The 19983-nt window shown below is 73.7% G+C and carries 18 protein-coding genes; 12 read left to right on the forward strand and 6 right to left on the reverse strand.

What is annotated here, in order from left to right:
- Positions 1-13: 13 nt before the first annotated feature.
- Positions 14-697, reverse strand: coding sequence for a phosphatase PAP2 family protein (locus tag K7G60_RS17385; RefSeq protein ID WP_225801820.1), 684 nt, complete (start codon positions 695-697; stop codon positions 14-16).
- A 224-nt stretch (positions 698-921) separates the two neighbouring features.
- Here K7G60_RS17385 and K7G60_RS17390 point away from each other — a divergent pair, with 224 nt between their 5' ends.
- Complete coding sequence (locus K7G60_RS17390) at positions 922-1773, forward strand: hypothetical protein (protein WP_225801821.1); 852 nt, start codon at positions 922-924, stop codon at positions 1771-1773.
- Positions 1774-1867: 94 nt separating this feature from the next.
- Here K7G60_RS17390 and disA read toward each other — a convergent pair whose 3' ends face one another.
- The gene (gene disA, locus K7G60_RS17395) at positions 1868-2992 is read right to left on the reverse strand and encodes a DNA integrity scanning diadenylate cyclase DisA (RefSeq protein ID WP_225801822.1); all 1125 of its coding nucleotides are present in this window, start codon (positions 2990-2992) and stop codon (positions 1868-1870) included.
- Positions 2993-3167: 175 nt separating this feature from the next.
- Complete coding sequence (gene radA / locus K7G60_RS17400; RefSeq protein ID WP_225801823.1) at positions 3168-4574, reverse strand: DNA repair protein RadA; 1407 nt, start codon at positions 4572-4574, stop codon at positions 3168-3170.
- A gap of 173 nt (positions 4575-4747) precedes the next feature.
- Between radA and K7G60_RS17405 the strand changes: the two genes are divergently transcribed.
- The gene (locus K7G60_RS17405; protein WP_225801824.1) at positions 4748-6544 is read left to right on the forward strand and encodes a hypothetical protein; all 1797 of its coding nucleotides are present in this window, start codon (positions 4748-4750) and stop codon (positions 6542-6544) included.
- Between the two features lie 44 nt (positions 6545-6588).
- On the opposite strand, the gene K7G60_RS17410 is transcribed toward K7G60_RS17405, so the two are convergent.
- Positions 6589-7470 carry a hypothetical protein gene (locus K7G60_RS17410; protein ID WP_374115639.1) on the reverse strand — a complete coding sequence of 294 codons (882 nt, stop codon included), beginning with the start codon at positions 7468-7470 and terminating at the stop codon, positions 6589-6591.
- 41 nt (positions 7471-7511) lie between these two features.
- Here K7G60_RS17410 and K7G60_RS17415 point away from each other — a divergent pair, with 41 nt between their 5' ends.
- From K7G60_RS17415 to ilvD, 4 genes are all read left to right on the forward strand, one after another.
- Positions 7512-8444: a Ppx/GppA phosphatase family protein gene (locus tag K7G60_RS17415; protein ID WP_225801825.1), complete on the forward strand. Its 933-nt coding sequence runs from the start codon at positions 7512-7514 to the stop codon at positions 8442-8444.
- A gap of 99 nt (positions 8445-8543) precedes the next feature.
- Positions 8544-9380: a sugar phosphate isomerase/epimerase gene (locus K7G60_RS17420; RefSeq protein WP_225801826.1), complete on the forward strand. Its 837-nt coding sequence runs from the start codon at positions 8544-8546 to the stop codon at positions 9378-9380.
- Positions 9377-9988, forward strand: coding sequence for a TetR family transcriptional regulator (locus K7G60_RS17425; RefSeq protein ID WP_225801827.1), 612 nt, complete (start codon positions 9377-9379; stop codon positions 9986-9988). Before K7G60_RS17420 ends, K7G60_RS17425 begins: the two co-directional genes overlap by 4 nt.
- Before the next feature lie 249 nt (positions 9989-10237).
- Positions 10238-12091, forward strand: coding sequence for a dihydroxy-acid dehydratase (gene ilvD, locus K7G60_RS17430; RefSeq protein WP_225801828.1), 1854 nt, complete (start codon positions 10238-10240; stop codon positions 12089-12091).
- Between the two features lie 72 nt (positions 12092-12163).
- Here ilvD and K7G60_RS17435 read toward each other — a convergent pair whose 3' ends face one another.
- Positions 12164-14323 (reverse strand): PQQ-binding-like beta-propeller repeat protein, encoded by a 2160-nt coding sequence (locus K7G60_RS17435; RefSeq protein WP_225801829.1) that lies wholly within the window; start codon positions 14321-14323, stop codon positions 12164-12166.
- Between the two features lie 77 nt (positions 14324-14400).
- On the opposite strand from K7G60_RS17435, the gene K7G60_RS17440 reads away from it, so the two are divergent.
- The 5 genes from K7G60_RS17440 (at position 14401) to proC (ending at position 18015) form a co-directional block, all read left to right on the forward strand.
- On the forward strand, positions 14401-14733 hold the full coding sequence (locus K7G60_RS17440; protein WP_225801830.1) for an SH3 domain-containing protein: 333 nt from the start codon (positions 14401-14403) through the stop codon (positions 14731-14733).
- Between the two features lie 35 nt (positions 14734-14768).
- On the forward strand, positions 14769-15269 hold the full coding sequence (locus K7G60_RS17445; RefSeq protein ID WP_225801831.1) for a hypothetical protein: 501 nt from the start codon (positions 14769-14771) through the stop codon (positions 15267-15269).
- A 293-nt stretch (positions 15270-15562) separates the two neighbouring features.
- Positions 15563-16387, forward strand: coding sequence for an ABC transporter ATP-binding protein (locus tag K7G60_RS17450; protein ID WP_374115640.1), 825 nt, complete (start codon positions 15563-15565; stop codon positions 16385-16387).
- Positions 16384-17121 carry an ABC transporter permease gene (locus tag K7G60_RS17455; RefSeq protein ID WP_225801832.1) on the forward strand — a complete coding sequence of 246 codons (738 nt, stop codon included), beginning with the start codon at positions 16384-16386 and terminating at the stop codon, positions 17119-17121. The genes K7G60_RS17450 and K7G60_RS17455 overlap by 4 nt, the downstream gene beginning before the upstream one ends.
- A gap of 84 nt (positions 17122-17205) precedes the next feature.
- Entirely contained in the window at positions 17206-18015 is an 810-nt protein-coding gene (proC, locus tag K7G60_RS17460; protein ID WP_225801833.1) for a pyrroline-5-carboxylate reductase, read from the forward strand.
- A gap of 4 nt (positions 18016-18019) precedes the next feature.
- Here proC and K7G60_RS17465 read toward each other — a convergent pair whose 3' ends face one another.
- Positions 18020-18607 carry a cysteine hydrolase family protein gene (locus K7G60_RS17465; protein ID WP_225801834.1) on the reverse strand — a complete coding sequence of 196 codons (588 nt, stop codon included), beginning with the start codon at positions 18605-18607 and terminating at the stop codon, positions 18020-18022.
- A 45-nt stretch (positions 18608-18652) separates the two neighbouring features.
- Between K7G60_RS17465 and K7G60_RS17470 the strand changes: the two genes are divergently transcribed.
- Positions 18653-19699 (forward strand): GlxA family transcriptional regulator, encoded by a 1047-nt coding sequence (locus K7G60_RS17470; RefSeq protein WP_225801835.1) that lies wholly within the window; start codon positions 18653-18655, stop codon positions 19697-19699.
- Positions 19700-19983 lie beyond the last annotated feature (284 nt).

The raw sequence follows: 19983 nt of genomic DNA on the forward strand, positions 1-19983 counted from the left end.
GTCCCCGGCGGGATCAGTACGCGCCGTGGCGTGCGCGAGAGCGCCGCCCGGAGTGCGCGGGCGCGTGCGCGGAGGCGTGTGCACTCGCCCCGCGCCCCGCGCACCACACCACGGCCGAGCTCCGGCTCGACCGGGCCGTCTCCACCAGCGACCGCACGGGCCGCTCGGCCGCCCGCATCACGACGAAGGCCACCAGGGCGCCGACGAGCAGGCCGACGGTCACGTCGTGCGGGTAGTGGACCCCGACGAAGACCCGGGAGAAGGCCATGAGCAGTGCCATCGGCACGGTCAGCCAGACGATCCCGCGCCAGGACAGCGCGAGGGCGATCGCGGCGGCACCCGCGATGGCCGAGTGGTTGCTGGGGAAGGACCAGTCGCCGTGCGGCGGACAGACGACGAGCGAGACGGGCGCGCCGGCGACCGCGCGGCACGGGCGTTCCTCGTCGATCAGCGACTTCAGGGCCTCGCTCACCACGTAACCGAAACCGGTGGCGACCGGGGCGAGCAGCGCGAGCGCCATCGCCCGGCTCGACCCCTCCCGGGAGCGCCACCAGCCGGCGAGGAACAGCACGGCGAAGAGCAGCAGCCCGAGCTCCGTCCACACCTCGGCGATCCACTGGAACCAGTGGGGCATGGAGTGGGCGAAGTCGGCGACGTCGAGATACAGACGGTCGGAGAGGTCGAGAAGGGTGTTCATGGTGCACGACGCTAACCGGAATCCGGAGTCCGCCGCCCCGGGCCAACGGCCAGAACGACCCCCGACGAAAGTGGGGGGCTGCGATTCGCTCCGTTTCCCTATGGTTTCCGTCGGTGTTCCGGAAAAAGTTCCCCGGACCGACGGATGTGATCATCGGCAAAACTTGAGCTCTCGGGCGGCGGGTGGGGCGGGAGTTGGGCCGGATCTCTCGTAAGGTTCGGGGCGTGGGATCTTTGCGCAATCCGGTCGGGCCGCTTCCCTCCACCATCTACTGGCGACGGAGGGCGGTGGCGGCGTGCCTGGTGGTGCTCCTCGCGCTCCTCGCCGTATGGGCCTTCACCTCCGGTGACGACGGCGGGAAGAAGCCGAGCGACGCCGCCAACGGCTCGTCGCCGACCCCGCCGTCGATCACCCCCGGGCCCTCCGGCACCGGCCCGGCGATCAGCCAACAGCCCGGCGGACGCGACGAGTCGGGGGACTCCGGCGAGACCGCGGGCGACGACGGCGGCTCGGAAGGATCCGGTACGGACACGGGCGCCGACGCCGGTACGGACTCCGGCGCCGAGGGCGCGGGAGGCACCACGGGCACCGGGAAGAACGGCGACACCGACGGGGCCGGCGGCGACGGAGGCGCGGGCACCGGCGCGGGCCGGCAGGTCCCGGCCGACTCCCCGCTCCCGAACTGCCCCGCCGGGGCGCTGCAGTTGACCCTCCGCTCCACCAAAATCACTTACGAGACGGGGGAGAAGCCGCGCTTCCACCTCGTCGTGAAGAACACCTCGAACACCACCTGCAAGGCCGACTTCGGCCCGCGCAACGCCGTTCTGACGATCAGCGACGCCCGGGACGACGAGGTCTGGTCCACCGCCGACTGCCCGCGCCCCGGCACCCCGCTCCTGCTGAGCGTCCCCGCCCACACCACCATCACCCACACCGTGGAATGGGACCGCAGCCGCAGCGCCCCGCAGTGCGCCACCACTCCGGCGGGCCAGGCCGGCCCCGGCACCTACCTGGTGGAGGCGGAGATGCCGGGCGCGAAGGTGCTCCCGGCGTCGTTCACGCTCGCCAAGGACTGAAAGCCCCACCGGGGCTCGGGACGCACCGCCGGGCGCGCCGGGCCGGACGTACGGCTGGGCGCGTCGGACCGGACGCACCGCGTCGGACGTGCGGCTAGACGTACCGCTCCAGGATCGAGGACTCCGCGAGGCGCGACAGGCCCTCGCGGACGCTGCGGGCACGCGCCTCGCCGACGCCGTCGACGGTCTGGAGGTCGTCCACGCTCGCCGCGAGCAGCTTCTGCAGCCCGCCGAAGTGCTCCACCAGACGCTCGATGATCGCGCCCGGCAGCCGCGGCACCTTCGCCAGGAGCCGGTAACCGCGCGGCGAGACCGCCGAGTCGAGGGTCTCGGGCGAACCGCTGTAGCCGAGGGCCCGCGCCACGACCGGAAGTTCGAGGAGCTCGGTGTGGGTGAGCGCGTCCAGCTCGGTGAGCGCCTCGGCGACCGTCCGCGAGCGCTTCGCCGTCGGCTCCGGCACGTAGTCCCTGATCACCAGCTCGCGCTCCGGCTCCACGCCCGCGATCAGCTCGTCGAGCTGGAGCGAGAGGAGCCGCCCGTCGGTGCCGAGCTCCACCACGTACTCGGCGATCTCGGTGGCGATCCGGCGGACCATTTCCAGGCGCTGCGCGACCGCCGTGACGTCCCGGACCGTGACCAGGTCCTCGATCTCCAGGGCGGAGAGCGTGCCGGCCACCTCGTCGAGCCGCAGCTTGTACCGCTCCAGGGTCGCGAGCGCCTGGTTGGCGCGGGACAGGATCGCGGCCGACTCCTCCAGGACCCGGCGCTCGCCGTCCACGTACAGCGCGATCAGACGCATCGACTGGGAGACGGAGACGACCGGGAAGTTGCACTGCTTGGAGACCCGGTCCGCGGTGCGGTGGCGGGTGCCGGTCTCCTCGGTGGGGATGGAGGCGTCCGGGACCAGCTGCACGCCCGCGCGGTGGATCTTGGTGATGTCCTTGTCGAGGACGAGCGCGCCGTCGAGCTTGCACAGCTCACGCAGGCGCGTGGCGGTGAACTCGACGTCCAGCACGAAACCGCCGGTACACATCGAATCGACCGTCTTGTCCAGGCCGAGGACGATGAGACCGCCCGTGTTCCCCCGGAGGATCCGCTCCAGGCCGTCGCGCAGCGCGGTGCCCGGCGCGACCGCGCTCAGGGCGGCGCGCATCAGCGCTTCGTTGCCGGAGCCCGCGCCGGACTTCCCGGGAGCTGCTGCCCCGTCCTTGGCTGCCACTGCACTCCTCCGGCTCGTACGGATGGGCGAGACCAGGGCAAAGTCTAGCGACACCGCCTCGGCGGGGGATTCGCCGCAGCGGTGTGCCCACCCGTTCCGCAGGCCGGAACGGGTGGGCACACCCCCGCGGAGACGGCTCCCCCGGCCCCTCGGCGCACCCGGGGACCGGGCCCGGTCAGCCGCCCGGCGCCTCCTCCGCGCCCTTGCCCCGCCGACTCCGCGGCAGCACCCGCAGCGCGTCTCCCACGTCCGCCACCTCCGTCACCTTCATGCCGGCAGGCACCTTCCCCGGGTCCGTCGGGACCAGCGCGTGCGTGAAGCCGAGACGGTGCGCCTCGGCGAGCCGCCGCTGCACGCCCGTCACCCGCCGCACCTCGCCCGCGAGCCCGACCTCGCCGATCGCCACCAGGTTCTTCGGGAGGGGGGTGTCGCTCGCCGCGGAGGCCAGCGCGAGCGCGATCGCCAGGTCGGCCGCGGGCTCGGTGAGCTTCACGCCGCCGACCGTCGCGCTGTAGATGTCCCGCTTGCCCAGCGCGCTGATCCGGCCGCGCTGCTCAAGGACCGCCAGCATCATCGAGACCCGGGAGGTCTCCAGACCCGAGGTCGTCCGCCGCGGCGACGGGATCTGCGAGTCGACCGTCAGCGCCTGCACCTCGGCGACCAGCGGACGCTTGCCCTCCAGGGTGACCGTCAGACAGGTGCCGGGCACGGCCACGTCGCGCCGGGTCAGGAAGAGCCCGGAGGGATCGGCGAGGCCGGTGATCCCCTCGTCGTGCAGTTCGAAGCAGCCGACCTCGTCGGTCGCCCCGTACCGGTTCTTCACGCCCCGGACCAGGCGCAGGCGCGCGTGCCGGTCGCCCTCGAAGCTGAGGACGACGTCGACCAGGTGCTCCAGGAGCCGGGGACCCGCGATGGACCCCTCCTTGGTGACGTGGCCGACGAGGAGCGTCGACATCCCGCGCTCCTTCGAGGCCCGGATGAGGGCGCCCGCGACCTCGCGGACCTGGGCCATGCCGCCGGGCGCGCCGTCGATCTCGGGGGAGGCGACGGTCTGCACCGAGTCCATGATCAGCAGGGAGGGCTTCACCGCGTCGAGGTGCCCGAGGACGGCCGACAGATCGGTCTCGGCCGCCAGGTACAGATGGTCGTTGAGCGCGTTGATCCGGTCGGCGCGCAGCCGGACCTGGCTCGCGGACTCCTCGCCCGTGACGTACAGCGTGCGGTGCTCCTCGCTCGCCGCCTTGGCCGCCACGTCGAGCAGCAGCGTGGACTTGCCGACGCCCGGCTCGCCCGCGAGCAGCACGACGGCGCCGGGCACCAGGCCCCCGCCGAGGACCCGGTCCAGCTCGTCGACGCCGGTCGAGCGGGCGGTCGCCTGTCGGCCGTCGACCTGTCCGATGGGGAGGGCGGCGGTGGAGACGCGGCCGGCGGCGGTCGTCCGGACGGCGGGCGCGCCGTACTCCTCGACCGTCCCCCAGGCCTGGCACTCGGGGCAGCGGCCGAGCCACTTGGCCGTCTGCCAGCCGCACTCGGTGCAGCGGTAGGACGGCCGGTCCTTGGCGGTTTTCGTACGGGCAGCCATGAGCCCCACCGTATCCGCCGCCACCGACAACGGGCCCCGGCCGTCCACAGGGGGAGCGCCCCGGCACCGGAACACCCGCCTCCTGTCCCCTTTCGAGCGATAGCTTCACCCGTAAGAATGAGAATCGAGCTACCGGTACGAAGAGTGCACCCCGCGCTGCCTACGGTCGCCCAGTGACGAGCAGCAGGCTGGATTCCCCCGCACGCACCACCGGCGCACACCGGGCGCACCGCGCCGCGGCCCAGGGACCGCGCACGCTCGGCCGGCGGCCCCCCGCCCGTTACGAGGCCGCCCTCGACGGCCTCTTCACGTACTGCCTCTCCGTGCTCTGCGACCACGACACGGCCACCGCCGTCCTCGGCGAGGTCCTCGCCGTCGCCGAGCGCCACCACGGCCGCTGCCCCTCCGACGAGGACGGCCGCACGGCCTGGCTGTACGCCCTCGCCCGCTGGGCCTGCCTGCGCAGCCTCGGCGAGCAGCGCGGCAAGCGCCAGGGCGCCCACACCGGCCGCCCGGCCGTCACCGCCCCCGAGCCGCCCCGGGTCTCCGAGGAGACCGCCGAACGGCGCCGCGCCGAGCTCGCCCGGCTCGCCTGGCCGGAGGCCGCGGGCACCACGCCCGAGCAGCGCGAGGCCCTGGAACTCGCCGTGCGGCACGGGCTCAGCCACCGCCAGGTCGCCGCGGTGCTCTCCCTCGACCCGCTCGCCGCCCGCGAGCTCCTCGCCACCGCGGGCTGCGAGGTCGAGCGGACCCGGGCCGCCCTCGCCGTCGTCGAGACCGGCAGCTGCCCCACCGTCGCCCGGCTCACCGGCGACCACCGGGTCCTCCTCTCGGCCGCCCTGCGCGCCGAACTCGTCCGGCACGTCGACGACTGCCCCCGCTGCCGCCGCGCGGCCGAGCGCGTCGGCGCCGCCGGCCCCTGGCCCGGCGCCGCGGCCCTCCCGGCGGACCGGCTGCCGCTCGTCGAGGCGCCCCGGGCCGCCGCGTACATGGCGATGCTGCACGTCCCACGCGCGCGTGCCGGCGCCCCGCGCTTCGCGCCGACCGGCTTCCCCCTGGACCCGAAGGACCACGTCGCCCGCCGTGACCGGATGCGGGCCCGCGCGGTGACCACCACCGTGGTCGCCGCCGTGGTCGCCGCGCCCGTCCTCGCCCTGTGGACCTCCTACCGCGGGGCCCCGGACGCGGACACCGCCGGCCACGACGGGGCCAGGGTCAGCGCGCGCGAGGCGGACGAACCGGCCGGCCCGGACGGCGGCCCCTACGACCGGTACGAGAACGCGGGCAACGCCCGCGCCACCCCGGAACCCCGCTTCACCCAGGGCGGCCGCGCCCCCGACGTCTCCGTCGAGGTCGTCAGCCCCGGCGCCCCCACCGGGCCCGCCCGGCCCGGCGAACCCGCCGCCGGCTGGATCACGGTCACCGCCACCGGCCACGGCGACGTCACCCTGCTCACCCTCACCGCCGCAGGCGGCTCGCCCGTCGACTGGTCGCTGTGGACGGACGCCCCCTGGCTGTACGTGAGCCGGGCCTCCGGCACGCTCGGCCCCGGCGAGAAGATCACGATCGCCGTCCGCGTCGACCACGGCCGCGCACCCGCGGGCCCCTGGAGCGCGCGCGTGGGCGTGAACCCCTCGGGCGCGGTGGTCAGGATCGACGGCCACGGTCCGGCCAAGCCGCCCACCGGCCGGTCCATCACCCCTCCGCCGGTCACGACGACGGAACCGACGACCCCGCCGACGTCACCGCCCACGACGCCGCCGACCTCACCGCCCACGACGGAACCGACGACGCCGCCGACGTCACCGCCCACGACGGAACCGACGACGCCGCCCACGACCGAGCCCACGACCCCGCCGCCGACCGCGCAGCCGACGACCGAACCGACCACCCCGCCCCCGTCGGCGGAGGACCCCCCGCCGACGAACTCGGACCCGGGCGCACCCCCGCCGTCGACCGAGGCGTCCTAGACGGGGCCTCGGACGGCGTCCTGGACGGAGCCTCGGACGGCGTCCTAGACGGGATCCGCCGGGTGCGGGGCCACCAGCGGCAGCTGCGAGGCGAGCCGGGCCTCGCACAGCCCGGCCAGGACCTCGTACGCCTCCTCGCCCATCATCTCGACCAGCTCGGGCCGGTACGAGACGTAGACCGGCTCGGCGCCGACGTGCGCCGACGACGCCGTCGTGCAGTACCAGTGCAGGTCATGACCGCCCGGCCCCCAGCCGCGCCGGTCGTACTCGCCGATCGACACCTGGAGCACCCGGCTGTCGTCGGGACGGTCGATCCAGTCGTACGTCCGCCGCACCGGCAGCTGCCAGCACACGTCCGGCTTCGTCTCCAGCGGCTCCCGGCCCTCCTTCATCGCCAGGATGTGCAGCGAACAGCCCGCGCCGCCCGCGAAACCGGGCCGGTTCTGGAAGATGCAGGACCCCTCCCAGCGGCGGGTCTGCCGGTCGCCGTCCTCGTCGAGCTGCACCCAGCCCGACTCCGTGCCGACGTCGTGGAACTGCCACAGCTCGGGCGTCAGCCGGGCCACGTGCTCCGCGACCCGCTTCTCGTCGTCCTCGTCGGAGAAGTGCGCGCCCAGGGTGCAGCAGCCGTCGTCGGCGCGCCCCTCCTGGATGCCCTGGCAGCCGTTGCCGAAGATGCACGTCCAGCGGGAGGTCAGCCAGGTCAGGTCGCAGCGGAAGACCTGCTCCTCGTCGGCCGGATCGGGGAACTCGACCCACGCGCGCGCGAAGTCCAGGCCCTTCTCGTCGGGCTCCTCGGCCTTGTCCCGCTTCTGCTTCCCGACCTTGATCGCCTTCACGGACTTCGCCGCGTGCGCGCTCCTGGCGTCCTTCACGCGTGAGCCGTCGCTCTCTTTGTCCGGCTTCGCCTTCTTCGTCTTTGGCACAACTCCAAGCGTATGCGGGCGAGCGCAGTAGCGTTCCGCCCATGAGACTCGGAGTCCTCGACGTCGGTTCGAACACAGTGCACCTGCTCGTGGTGGACGCCCACCCCGGCGCCCGGCCGCTGCCCGCCCACTCGCACAAGGCGGAGCTGCGGCTCGCCGAACTGCTCGACGAGCGGGGCGCGATCGCGCCCGGCGGCGTCGAGCGGCTCATCGCGACCGTGCGGGACGCGCTCCTGGCCGCCGAGGACAAGGGCTGCGAGGAGGTGCTGCCCTTCGCGACCTCCGCGGTCCGCGAGGCCAGCAACGCCGACGCGGTCCTCGCGCGCGTGAAGGACGAGACCGGGGTCGACCTCCAGGTCCTCACCGGCGAGGAGGAGGCCCGGCTCACCTTCCTCGCCGCCCGCCGCTGGTTCGGCTGGTCCGCGGGCAAGCTGCTCCTCCTCGACATCGGCGGCGGCTCCCTCGAAGTCGCCTTCGGCATCGACGAGGACCCGGACGCGGCCGTCTCCCTGCCCCTCGGCGCCGGCCGCCTCACGGCGGGCTGGCTGCCCGGCGACCCGGCCGACACCGACGACGTGAAGGCGCTCCGCCGCCACGTGCGCGCGCAGATCGCCCGCACGGTCGGCGAGTTCAGCCGCTTCGGCCGCCCCGACCACGTCGTGGCCACCTCCAAGACCTTCAAGCAGCTCGCCAGGATCGCGGGCGCGCCCGGCTCGGGGGAGGGCCTCTACGTCCAGCGGATCCTGACCCGCAAGGCCCTGGAGGAGTGGGTCCCGCGCCTCGCCGGCATGACCGTGCCCGAGCGCGCCTCCCTTCCCGGCGTCTCGGAGGGCCGCGCGGGACAGCTCCTCGCGGGCGCGCTCGTCGCGGAGGGCGCGATGGACCTCCTCGGCGTCGAGGAGCTGGAGATCTGCCCCTGGGCCCTGCGCGAGGGCGTCATCCTGCGCCGCCTGGACCACCTGCCGGAGCACTGAGCCCGGGCACGGCCCGACCGCCGACGGACCCCTCGCGCACGGGCCGGGCGTGACCGGAACCACCCCCCGGCCCCCCGGCCCGCCCCGTACCCTGTCCCCGTGGCAGAACCAGTGGTGCGCATCCCGGATGCGAAGGTCGCCCTGTCGACGGCCTCGGTCTATCCGGAGTCGACGGCGACGGCCTTCGAGATCGCCGCGCGCCTCGGCTACGACGGCGTCGAGGTCATGGTGTGGACCGACCCGGTCAGCCAGGACATCGAGGCACTGCGCCGGCTCTCCGACTACCACCAGGTCCCGATCCTGGCCGTGCACGCCCCCTGCCTCCTCATCACCCAGCGCGTCTGGTCCACCGACCCGTGGGTCAAGCTCCAGCGCGCCCAGGCGGCGGCCGAGCGGCTCGGCGCGTCGACGGTCGTCGTGCACCCGCCGTTCCGCTGGCAGCGCCAGTACGCCAAGGACTTCGTGACCGGCATCTGGCGGATGGCGGAGGAGACGGACGTGCGCTTCGCCGTCGAGAACATGTACCCGTGGCGGTACAAGGACCGCGAGATGCTCGCGTACGCCCCCGAGTGGGACGTCACCAAGGACGACTACCGGCACTTCACCGTCGACCTCTCGCACACCGCGACCGCCCGCACCGACGCCCTCGCGATGATCGACCGCATGGGCGACCGGCTCGGCCACGTCCACCTCGCCGACGGCAAGGGATCCGCCAAGGACGAGCACCTCGTCCCGGGCCGCGGCACCCAGCCCTGCGCCGAGCTCCTGGAGCGCCTCGCACTCACCGGCTTCGACGGGCACGTCGTCATCGAGGTCAACACCCGCCGCGCTATGTCAGCCGCCGAACGCGAGGCCGACCTCGCGGAGGCCCTGGCCTTCACCCGCCTCCACCTGGCCTCCGCCGCCCGCCCGACGGAACGGGCCCCCCGCCCATGACCGACCCGGCCCCGCGCCGGCGCGGCCGCCCGTCCCGTACCGAGGAGGAGAGCGGCCCGGGCGCGCGCGAACGCATCCTCGAAGCGGCCCGCGCCCAGTTCGCCGAGCGCGGCTACGACAAGGCCTCGGTGCGCGGCATCGCCAAGGCGGCCGGGGTGGACCCGGCGCTCGTGCACCACTACTTCGGCACGAAGGACGAGGTCTTCGCCGCCGCCGTCGAGGTCTCCTTCGAGCCCACGACCGTCGTCCCGGCGATTCTCGGCGGCCCGCGCGAGGCCATCGGCGAACGGCTCGCGCGCTTCTTCATCGGCGTCTGGGAGAACCCGGCCTCCCGCGCCCCGCTCCTCGCGATCGTCCGTTCCGCGCTCACCCACGAGGCGGCGGCCAAGGTGCTGCGGACCTTCGTGCTGCGCCGGCTCCTGGAGCGGATCGCGGCCGAGCTGGACGTGCCGGACCCGGCCTTCCGCGCGGAGCTTGCCGCCTCGCACATGATCGGGATCGTGATCATGCGGTACGTGATCCAGGTCGAGCCGCTGGCCTCGGCGGACCCGGAGCGGATCGTCGAGCAGGTGGCCCCGACCCTCCAGCGCTACCTGACGGAAGCCTGACCGAGGCCCGGAAGCCCGCCGAGGCCCGGAAGCCCGCCGAGACCGGCGGAAGCCCGCCGAGACCGGCGGAAGCCCCGCCGAGCCCGGCGGAAGCCGTCCGAGGCCCGGAAGCCCCTCCGGGGGCAGGCGGTGGCCGGCCGGGCGTCCGAGACCTGAACACTTGTCCCGCATTCCGGACGCCCCGTCCAGATCTTGGAGCGGCGGCGTACGCTCGAAAGCAAGCACACCCATCACGAGGAGCGAGCGACGATGCCCGAGCTGAGGTCCCGCACTGTCACCCACGGCCGCAACATGGCGGGCGCACGCGCCCTTATGCGCGCCTCCGGTGTACCCGGCGCGGACATCGGCCGGAAGCCGATCATCGCCGTCGCCAACTCCTTCACCGAGTTCGTGCCCGGCCACACCCACCTCCAGCCGGTCGGCCGGATCGTCTCCGAGGCCATCACCGCCGCCGGCGGCATCGCCCGAGAGTTCAACACGATCGCCGTCGACGACGGCATCGCCATGGGCCACGGCGGCATGCTCTACAGCCTGCCCTCCCGCGACCTGATCGCGGACAGCGTGGAGTACATGGTCGAGGCGCACTGCGCCGACGCCCTCATCTGCATCTCCAACTGCGACAAGATCACCCCCGGCATGCTGATGGCCGCCCTGCGCCTCAACATCCCGACGGTCTTCGTCTCCGGCGGCCCGATGGAGTCCGGCCGCGCCACCCTCGTCGACGGCTCGGTCCGCACGCTCGACCTGGTCGACGCGATCTCCGACGCGGTGAACCCGAACATCTCGGACGAGGACATCTCCCGCATCGAGGAGAACGCCTGCCCGACCTGCGGGTCCTGTTCCGGCATGTTCACCGCCAACTCGATGAACTGCCTGACCGAGGCGATCGGCCTCTCCCTCCCGGGCAACGGCTCCGTGCTCGCCACCCACACCGCCCGCCGCGCCCTCTACGAGAACGCCGCGCGGACGGTCGTCGACATCACCCGCCGCCACTACGACGAGGACGACGACTCGGTCCTGCCCCGCTCCATCGCCACCCGCGCCGCCTTCGAGAACGCGATGGCGCTGGACATCGCCATGGGCGGTTCGACCAACACGATCCTGCACCTGCTCGCCGCCGCCCAGGAGGCCGAGCTGGACTACGGCCTGCCGGACATGGACGAGGTCTCGCGCCGCGTCCCCTGCCTGGCGAAGGTCGCGCCGAACGTGGCGAAGGACCGCACGTACTACATGGAGGACGTGCACCGGGCCGGCGGCATCCCCGCCATCCTCGGCGAGCTCTACCGCGGCGGCCTGCTCAACGAGGACGTCCACGCGGTCCACGCCCGCTCCATCAAGGAGTGGCTGGACGCCTGGGACGTGCGCGGCGGCTCGCCCTCCGAGGAGGCCGTCGAACTGTGGCACGCGGCCCCCGGCTGCGTCCGCTCCGCGACCGCCTTCTCCCAGTCGGAGCGCTGGGACACCCTCGACACGGACGCCGCGAACGGCTGCATCCGCGACGTCGCCCACGCCTACTCGAAGGACGGCGGCCTCGCCGTCCTGCACGGCAACCTCGCCGTCGACGGCTGCGTCGTGAAGACCGCCGGCGTCGACGAGTCCATCTGGACCTTCGAGGGCCCGGCCGTCGTCTGCGAGTCGCAGGAGGAGGCCGTCGAGAAGATCCTGAACAAGCAGGTCAAGGAGGGCGACGTGGTCGTCATCCGCTACGAGGGCCCCAAGGGCGGCCCCGGCATGCAGGAGATGCTCTACCCGACCTCCTTCCTCAAGGGCCGGGGACTGGGCAAGTCCTGCGCCCTCGTCACCGACGGCCGCTTCTCGGGCGGCACCTCGGGCCTCTCCATCGGCCACGCCTCCCCGGAGGCCGCCTCGGGCGGCACGATCGCTCTCGTCGAGGACGGCGACCGCATCCGCATCGACATCCCCAGCCGCTCGATCGAGCTGCTCGTCGACGACTCCACCCTGGCGGCCCGCCGTGAGGCCCTCGGCGGCGTGTACGCGCCGAAGAACCGGCAGCGCAAGGTGTCGGCCGCGCTGCGGGCGTACGCGGCGATGGCGACCAGCGCCGACAAGGGCGCGGTCCGGGACGTGTCGAAGCTGGGCTGACCCGGCGGGACGTACGGCGGAGGGGGCGGGCCCGCGGGCCCGCCCCCTCCGCCGTACGCACGCCTCAGGCGCTCACCAGGCGGCCGGGTCGCGCGCGTCGACCGCGAAGACGGAGCCGTCCGGCGCCGTTCCGAAGACCCGGTCCCCGGCGACCAGCGGCGCGGGCACCAGGGGCGCGTATCCGAGCCGGCCGTTCCGCAGCCGCGGCCGGGTCTGGCCGATCACCGCGCCGCGCGCGGTGTCCACCGCGATCAGCCGGCCGTCCTGGACGGAGAAGTAGAGCCGGTCGCCCGGCCCGAGGACCGGCGGCGACACGTTTCCGGCGGCCGTCTCCAGGTCCCACAGCGTCCGCCCCTTCTCCGCGGCGGTGTCGAAGGCCGTGAGGTGCCCGTCCGCGGCGAGCAGATGGACGACGCCGCCGTGCACGGCGACGCCCCGGAGGTCGATCCGGTGCGGCAGGGCGAGCCTGCGCACCGCGCCCTCGCCGCCGGAACCCACCAGGACGACGGCGTCGGCCAGATCGGTGTCGTAGAACGAGGCGAGGACCAGGGTGCCGTCGCCGGTCCGGCCCAGCGGGTCGAGGTTGCCGTCCAGCTCCCGCTGCCAGACCACCTCGCCGGTGGCCGGGCGGATCGCGCCGACCCGGGTGCGCGAGCCGTCGTACGAGGTCTCGGAAACGGTGAGCAGCCCGGAGGGCGCGTCGTACGGTCCCGGGCGCGGGACCTCGAAGCCCGCCAGGCCGTGCCGCCACAGCTCCTTGCCGCTGCGGGCGTCGACCGCCCGGATGCTGCCGGTGCCGTCGGACAGGACGACGGCGGAGCCGGCCGGCCGGTACGACTCGGGCAGGCTCGCCGCGGCGCTCCAGCCGGGGGAGCCGTCCCCGGCCGCGTACGCCTTCAGCGGCCCGGTGGGGGCGGCGGCTCCGATCAGCCCGTCCGTCAGGGCCACTGGGGCGGCGGGGCTCTCCTGCCCGACGGGCTCGGTCCGCGACCACAGGACGTGCCCGGTCACCGGGTCGAGCCGGGCGAGGCCGACGCCCCGGGCCGTGCAGTACAGCGCGCCGGCGCCGTGGGCACAGGCGGGCGCGGCCGAAGGGCCGTGCTCCTGGAGCGAGGTCTGCCAGCCGGCGAAGGAGGTGGCCACCTCGGCCGGGCTCGTCGGGGTCTCGGGCCCGCCGTCCGCCGGTCGGCTGAGCGCCGCGTACAGACCGGCGGCGGTCAGTGCGAGCGCGGCGGCGACGGCGATCGTCGGGCGCGGCCGGATCCGGACCCGCGGGCCGCGCGGGGGCGGGGTCGGCGCGGAGGCCCGCACCGGCGTGTCCGCGTCCCACGCGGGCGCGGGTCCGGTCTCGCCCTCGGACAGGGCGGGCCGCCGCCGCTGTGCCGGTATGAAGGCCTCGGCCGCGTACGAGGGGGGCAGCAGCGCCTGCATGATCTGGGCCGGCGTCGGCCGCTCGACGGGCTCCTTGGCGAGGCAGCGGGCGACGAGCGGCGCGAGGTCCGCCGGCACCCCCGTCAGGTCCGGCTCGTCGTGGACGACCTGGTACGCCACGATGTACGGGCTGTCGGAGTCGAACGGGCCGTGCCCGGTCGCCGCGTGCACGAGCACGGAGCCGAGCGCGAACACGTCCGCCGCCGGCCCGACCTCGCGCGGCCGCTGGAACTGCTCGGGCGCCATGAACGGCGGCGAGCCGATGAGCTTGCCCGTCTCGGTGTGCAGATCGCTGTCGACCGGCCGGGAGATCCCGAAGTCGATGACCTTCGGTCCGGTGTCGGTCAGCAGGACGTTGCTGGGCTTGAGGTCGCGGTGGACCACCCCGGCCCGGTGGATGTCGCGCAGCGCCTCCGCGAGCCCGGCGGTGAGCCGGCGCAGCTCGGCGGGGGACAGCGGGCCGTTCCGCTTCACCTGGTCGGCGAGGGTGGGGCCCGGCACGTAGAGGGTCGCCATCCAGGGGCGCACGGCATCGGGATCGGCGTCGACGACCGGCGCGGTGAAGGCCCCGCTGACCCGGCGCGCGGCCGCGACCTCCTGGCGGAAACGCGCCCTGAACTCGGGGTCCTCCGCATACCGTGCGTGCACGACCTTGACCGCGAGCCGCAGCCCGGAGGCGGAGCTCGCGAGGTGCACGACGCCCATGCCGCCGGCCCCCAGACAGGCCTGGAGACGGTAGTCGCCCGCGTACTCCGGCTCCTCCGCATAGCGATCGGCACCGGTGCCGCGCAACGGTGGCATCGCCCACCCCCGTGTGAGTCCCCGTCACATCGCGCGCACGTGCGCGACCCGACGGAGCCTAGTCCATGGTGCCCGCGATGTCGGTGGAGCTTGCTAGCCTGCGCGTCGCGGAGAGTGAAACTCGGCGGAGCGCTTTTGCGCCACAGGGGGAGGACACCATGACCACGCGCTACGAGGTCGCACCGGGCTACCGGGTCAACGTGCGCTCGGGCCCGAGCACCAAGTATCCGATCGTCCGGGTGCTGCCGCTCGGCGCCACGGTGGCGATCTACTGCCAGAAGTACGGCGAGTGGATCAGCGGGCCGTACGGCACGACGAACATCTGGGACAACATCGCCCCGGGCGAGTACGTCTCCGACGCGTACGTCCACACGGGCAGCGACGACCTGGTCGCACCGCGCTGCCCCTGAGCCCCTTCTCCGTCACCCCGGGGATAATCGACCCCGTGAGCGACGAAGAGCAGACCCCCGCCAAGGCCGGCCCGCAGCCGGAGGAGATCCGCTTCTTCGGCACGACCTGGGTCGACCACAGCGGCAATTACGCGCCGCGCCGCGCCGGCTTGGCCGCCGGCGCGCTGGCCGCCGCCGTCGCGGCCTGCTTCGTGCTGCGCTTCGCCTACGAGGGCCTGCAGATCGCGGCCGTCGGCGGCGTCGTCAACGCGCTGGTCGTCGTCATGTTCGCGGTCTGCAGCGCCATCGCGTTCGGCAAGACCTGGGAGGGCTTCGTCCGCCGCCCGGCCGACCCGGCCCGCGAGGAGTCCCTCCGCAGCCTGAAGGCCATCGGCTTCATCGGCTCCCTCCTCGCCTACGCCGCCCGCTGCTTCGTCGAGGCCCCCGGCGAGGGACTGCGTCGCACGGAGTACGAGACGGCGCTGGCGCAGTACGAGAAGCGCCGCTCCTCCCGCACGGGCAACCCCGCGACCCGCAAGAAGCCGAAGCGCAAGTAGCCCTCCCCCGCGGGCTGGCGCCCCCCCGCCGCGCGGGCAATCGCCCCGCCCCCACCCACCCCCCGTGTGGGCAGTCGTCCCGCTGGGGCAAGGAGGTCCCTCCTGCTCGAGCGAAGCCGAGAGCTTGGGGGAGGGTGGGCGCACGGGACGGCGCCCTTCAGCGGGGCCTCCGCGTCCCGCGCCTGAACCCGCACCCCGAGCGGCGCCGTCGTGGGCACGGCCGGCCCGCCCCCGTACCGCCGAACCCGCTCAGCTCCTTGACGCCGCATACCCCCAGGCCCATTATTCATCGCATGATGAATAACTCGGCCCGGCAGGCGTCGGGTGCACCCCCGAAGCGGGCGGCCGTCATCGCCCAAGCCCTCACCACCACCCGCGCCGACCGCCAGGTCCTCCGGGGAATCGACTTCACCATCCCCACCGCCCGCATCACGGGCCTCCTCGGCCCCTCCGGCTGCGGCAAGACCACCCTCATGCGCGCGATCGTCGGCACCCAGGCCAAGGTCGGCGGCACCCTCCAGGTCCTCGGCCGCCCCGCCGGCGACCCCGCCCTCCGCTCCCGCATCGGCTACGTCACCCAGGCCCCGTCCGTCTACGACGACCTCACCGTCCGCCAGAACCTCGACTACTTCGCCGCCGTCCTGCTCCCCGGCCGCGCCCACCGCCACGACCGCCGCAACGCCGTCGACCGGGCCGTCGAGGACGTCGACCTCACCGACCACGCCGACACCCTCGCCGGACGGCTCTCCGGCGGTCAGCGCAGCCGGGTCTCCCTCGCCGTCGCCCTCCTCGGCACCCCGGAACTCCTCGTCCTCGACGAGCCCACGGTCGGCCTCGACCCCGTACTCCGCCGCGACCTCTGGGACCTCTTCCACCGGCTCGCCGCCGAGCGGGGCACCACCCTCCTCGTCTCCTCCCACGTGATGGACGAGGCCGAGCGCTGCCACCGTCTCCTCCTCATGCGCGAGGGCGAGATCCTCGCCGAGGACACCCCCGAGGCCCTCCGCCGCCGCAACGACACGGCCACCGTCGAAGAGGCCTTCCTGCACCTCGTGGACGCGGCGAACACCCGCGCCGCCCAAGCAGCCGCCACCACCCAGGAGGAGCACCGACCGTGAACGCCGACCGCACCCTCGCCACCTCCGCCCGCGTCCTGCGCCAACTGCGCCACGACCCGCGCTCGATCGCCCTGATGCTCCTCGTCCCCTGCCTGATGCTCTTCCTGCTCCGCTACGTCTTCGACGGCAGTCCCGGCACCTTCGACGGCATCGGCGCCTCGCTCCTCGGCATCTTCCCGCTCATCACGATGTTCCTGGTGACCTCCATCGCCACCCTCAGGGAACGCACCTCCGGCACCCTGGAACGCCTGCTCGCCATGCCCCTCGGCAAGGCCGACCTCATCGCCGGCTACGCCCTCGCCTTCGGGCTCGTCGCCGTCCTCCAGTCCGTCCTGGCCACCGGCCTCGCCGTCCGGTTCCTCGGCCTCGACGTCACCGGCTCCCCCTGGCTCCTCCTCCTGGTGGCGCTCCTCGACGCCCTCCTCGGCACCGCGCTCGGCCTCTTCGTCTCCGCCTTCGCCGCGTCCGAGTTCCAGGCCGTCCAGTTCATGCCGGCCGTGATCTTCCCCCAGCTCCTGCTCTGCGGCCTGTTCACCCCGCGCGACCGCATGGCCCCCGCCCTGGAGGCGATCTCGAACGTCCTGCCCATGTCGTACGCCGTCGACGGCATGAACGAGGTCCTCCGCCACACCGACATGACCGCCGCCTTCGTCCGCGACGCCCTCGTCGTCGCCGGCTGCGCCGTCCTGGTCCTCGGCCTCGGCGCGGCCACCCTCCGCCGCCGCACCGCCTGACCGCCCCTCGGACACCCCACGCACCCCGCCCCCCACCGGTGAAAGGATGTCGAAAAAGCCCCCTCCGGCGAGGTGAACAGACCCATGACCCAGACCGTCGCAGTCCTCGGCACCGGCAAGATCGGTGAAGCGCTCCTCAGCGGCATGATCCGCGCCGGCTGGCGCCCCGCGAACCTCCTGGTCACCGCCCGCCGCGCCGAACGCGCCGAGGAGCTCCGCACCCGCTACGGCGTCGAGACCGTCACCAACGCCGAGGCCGCCAAGCGCGCGGACACCCTCATCCTGGCCGTCAAGCCGCAGGACATGGGCCGCCTCCTCGACGAGCTCGCCCCCCACGTCACCGCCGACCGCCTGGTCGTCAGCGCCGCCGCCGGCATCCCCACCTCGTTCATCGAGGACCGCCTCACCGCCGGCACCCCCGTCGTCCGCGTCATGCCGAACACCCCCGTCCTCGTCGACGAGGGCATGTCGGTCATCTCGGCCGGCAGCCACGCCACCCCCGAGCACCTCGCCCACACCGAGGAGATCTTCGGCGGCGTCGGCAAGACCCTCCGCGTCCCCGAGTCCCAGCAGGACGCCGCCACCGCCCTCTCCGGCTCGGGCCCCGCGTACTTCTACTTCCTCGTAGAGGCCATGACCGACGCCGGCATCCTCCTCGGCCTGCCCCGCGCCCAGGCCCACGACCTCATCGTCCAGGCCGCCATCGGCGCCGCCGTGATGCTCCGCGACAGCGGCGAACACCCGGTCAAGCTCCGCGAGGCGGTCACCTCACCGGCCGGCACCACCATCAGCGCCATCCGCGAGCTGGAGAACCACGGCGTACGCGCCGCCCTGATCGCCGCCCTGGAAGCGGCCCGCGACCGCAGCCGCGAGCTCGCCTCCGGCAACAGCTGACCCCCTACCGGGCCGACGCGCCCTTCACCACGTCCTCCGTGGTCACGACCCGGGCGAACCGCCCACCGTGCAGCGACACCGCCGTCGCCCGGGTCAGCTCCTCCGCCGACCGCGTCCAGCCGAACGGTCCGGCCAGGTCGAAGGTGTGCATCGCGTCCAGCGGGAACAACACGTCGTACCCGAGGTTCCCGCCCATCCGGGCGGTGGTCTCGTTGCACATGTTGGTCTGGATCCCCACCACCACGAACTGCTCGACCCCGGCACCCTTCAGCCAGGCGTCCAGGTCCGGCTCCCCGTAGAACGCCGAGTTCACGGACTTCGTGACGAACAGCTCCGGACCCGAGCCCTTCCCCCGCCGCTCCTCGACGAAGTCCTTGAACTCGTTCCCCTCGGTCCCCGCCGCCAGCGGCGACCCCGGCTGCGACGAGTCGTGCCGCACGAAGACGACCGGCCGCCCCGTCTCCTGCCACACGTCGATCAGGGCCGCGATGTTCCGCTCGGCCTCCGGATTGTCCCGACGGCCCCAGAACTCGGACTCGAAGCCCTTCTGCACGTCGACGACCACCAGCGCCGCGTTCTCGTTGATCTCCATGACAACGATCCTCCCGCCGCCGGTCCCGCCCTCCCAGAGGGACGAATGCCAGCGATCGATGCTTTACTGCCAAACGTGTCACGGACCCCCGCGCCCCGCCCCCAGCGCATCGCCCTCGTCTCCTTCCCCGGCATCCGCGCCTTCGACGTCTCCGTCATCACCGAGGTCTGGGACAGCGACCGCACCCTCCGCGGCGTCCCGCCCTTCGAACTCCGCAGAACCGCCACCGAACCGGGCGCCCCCATCCCCCTGCGCGGGGGCCTCACCCTCACCCCCGACCGCCCCCTCACCTGGCTCGACGACCTCACCCCCACCGACCTGGTCGTCGTCCCCGGCATCGAGGACCCCCGCGCCGACCTCCCGCCCCCCGTCCTCGACGCCCTCCGCCGCGCCCACACCGCCGGCGTCCCGGTCGCCTCGCTCTGCGCCGGAGCCTTCGTCCTCGCCCGCGCCGGCCTCCTCGACGGCCGCCGCGCCGTCACCCACTGGCACCTGGCCGGGGCCCTGGCCGCCCTCCACCCCGCCGTCCAGGTCGAACCCGACGCCCTCTTCGTCGAGGACACCGGCATCTGGACCTCCGCCGGCACCGCCGCGGGCATCGACCTCTGTCTCCACCTCGTCCGCACCGCCCACGGCGCCGAAGCCGCAGCGGCGGTCGCCCGCTCCATGGTCACCGCCCCCTTCCGTACGGGGACGCAGGCCCAGTTCATCGAGCACCCCACGCCCCGCGCCGACCGGGACGCCGACGCCCTCGCCGCCGTACGCGCCCACGCCCTGGCCCATCTCGCCGAACCCCACACCGTCGCGAGCCTGGCCGCCCTCGCCGGCATGTCCCCCCGCTCCTTCGCCCGCCACTTCCAGGCCACGACGGGCACCACCCCCCTCCACTGGCTCATCACCCAGCGCGTCGCGGCGGCCCAGAAGCTCCTCGAACGGACCGACCACCCCCTCCCCGAGGTGGCCCGCCGCGCCGGCTTCGGCAGCGAGGTCACGATGCGCCAGCACTTCGCCTCCCACCTGGGCACCAGCCCCCGGGACTACCGCACGGCCTTCCGTCGCCCGGGCAGAGGAACGCCCCAGGGCCAGGGTTGACACGGAACCCTCCGGTCCGTACTGTTCTCCGAGTTGTCCGACGTGAGCACCGACTCCGGTCGGCCCCGGACAACCATTCCGCAAGATCCTCAGAAGCTGACGACGCCTTGTCGCGCCGTCGTGCTTTCCGTGTGTTTTTGCGAAATGGGGAATCCGCGTTCGAAGGTCTGAGCGCAGCCGCCCGATTAGCGTCGGGGGCAGGGAATCCGCTAAAGTCTCACTCGTCGGAACGGCCCAACAGCCGGAAAGACAAATCCCGCTGACTGGGAATCAGACGCCGAAAG

Origin of the sequence: Streptomyces sp. NK15101, assembly GCF_020400725.1 — a bacterium.
In the GTDB taxonomy this organism is placed as follows: Bacteria; Actinomycetota; Actinomycetes; order Streptomycetales; family Streptomycetaceae; genus Streptomyces.

Bases quoted from the DNA above. Each gene is read 5' to 3' on its own strand.
- K7G60_RS17385 (WP_225801820.1), bottom strand. From the start codon at position 697: ATGAACACCCTTCTCGACCTCTCCGACCGTCTGTATCTCGACGTCGCC.
- radA (WP_225801823.1), bottom strand. From the start codon at position 4,574: ATGGCTGCCCGTACGAAAACCGCCAAGGACCGGCCGTCCTACCGCTGC.
- K7G60_RS17415 (WP_225801825.1), top strand. From the start codon at position 7,512: ATGAGACTCGGAGTCCTCGACGTCGGTTCGAACACAGTGCACCTGCTC.
- K7G60_RS17425 (WP_225801827.1), top strand. From the start codon at position 9,377: ATGACCGACCCGGCCCCGCGCCGGCGCGGCCGCCCGTCCCGTACCGAG.
- ilvD (WP_225801828.1), top strand. From the start codon at position 10,238: ATGCCCGAGCTGAGGTCCCGCACTGTCACCCACGGCCGCAACATGGCG.
- K7G60_RS17435 (WP_225801829.1), bottom strand. From the start codon at position 14,323: ATGCCACCGTTGCGCGGCACCGGTGCCGATCGCTATGCGGAGGAGCCG.
- K7G60_RS17440 (WP_225801830.1), top strand. From the start codon at position 14,401: ATGTCGGTGGAGCTTGCTAGCCTGCGCGTCGCGGAGAGTGAAACTCGG.
- K7G60_RS17450 (WP_374115640.1), top strand. From the start codon at position 15,563: ATGATGAATAACTCGGCCCGGCAGGCGTCGGGTGCACCCCCGAAGCGG.
- proC (WP_225801833.1), top strand. From the start codon at position 17,206: ATGACCCAGACCGTCGCAGTCCTCGGCACCGGCAAGATCGGTGAAGCG.
- K7G60_RS17465 (WP_225801834.1), bottom strand. From the start codon at position 18,607: ATGGAGATCAACGAGAACGCGGCGCTGGTGGTCGTCGACGTGCAGAAG.
- K7G60_RS17470 (WP_225801835.1), top strand. From the start codon at position 18,653: ATGCCAGCGATCGATGCTTTACTGCCAAACGTGTCACGGACCCCCGCG.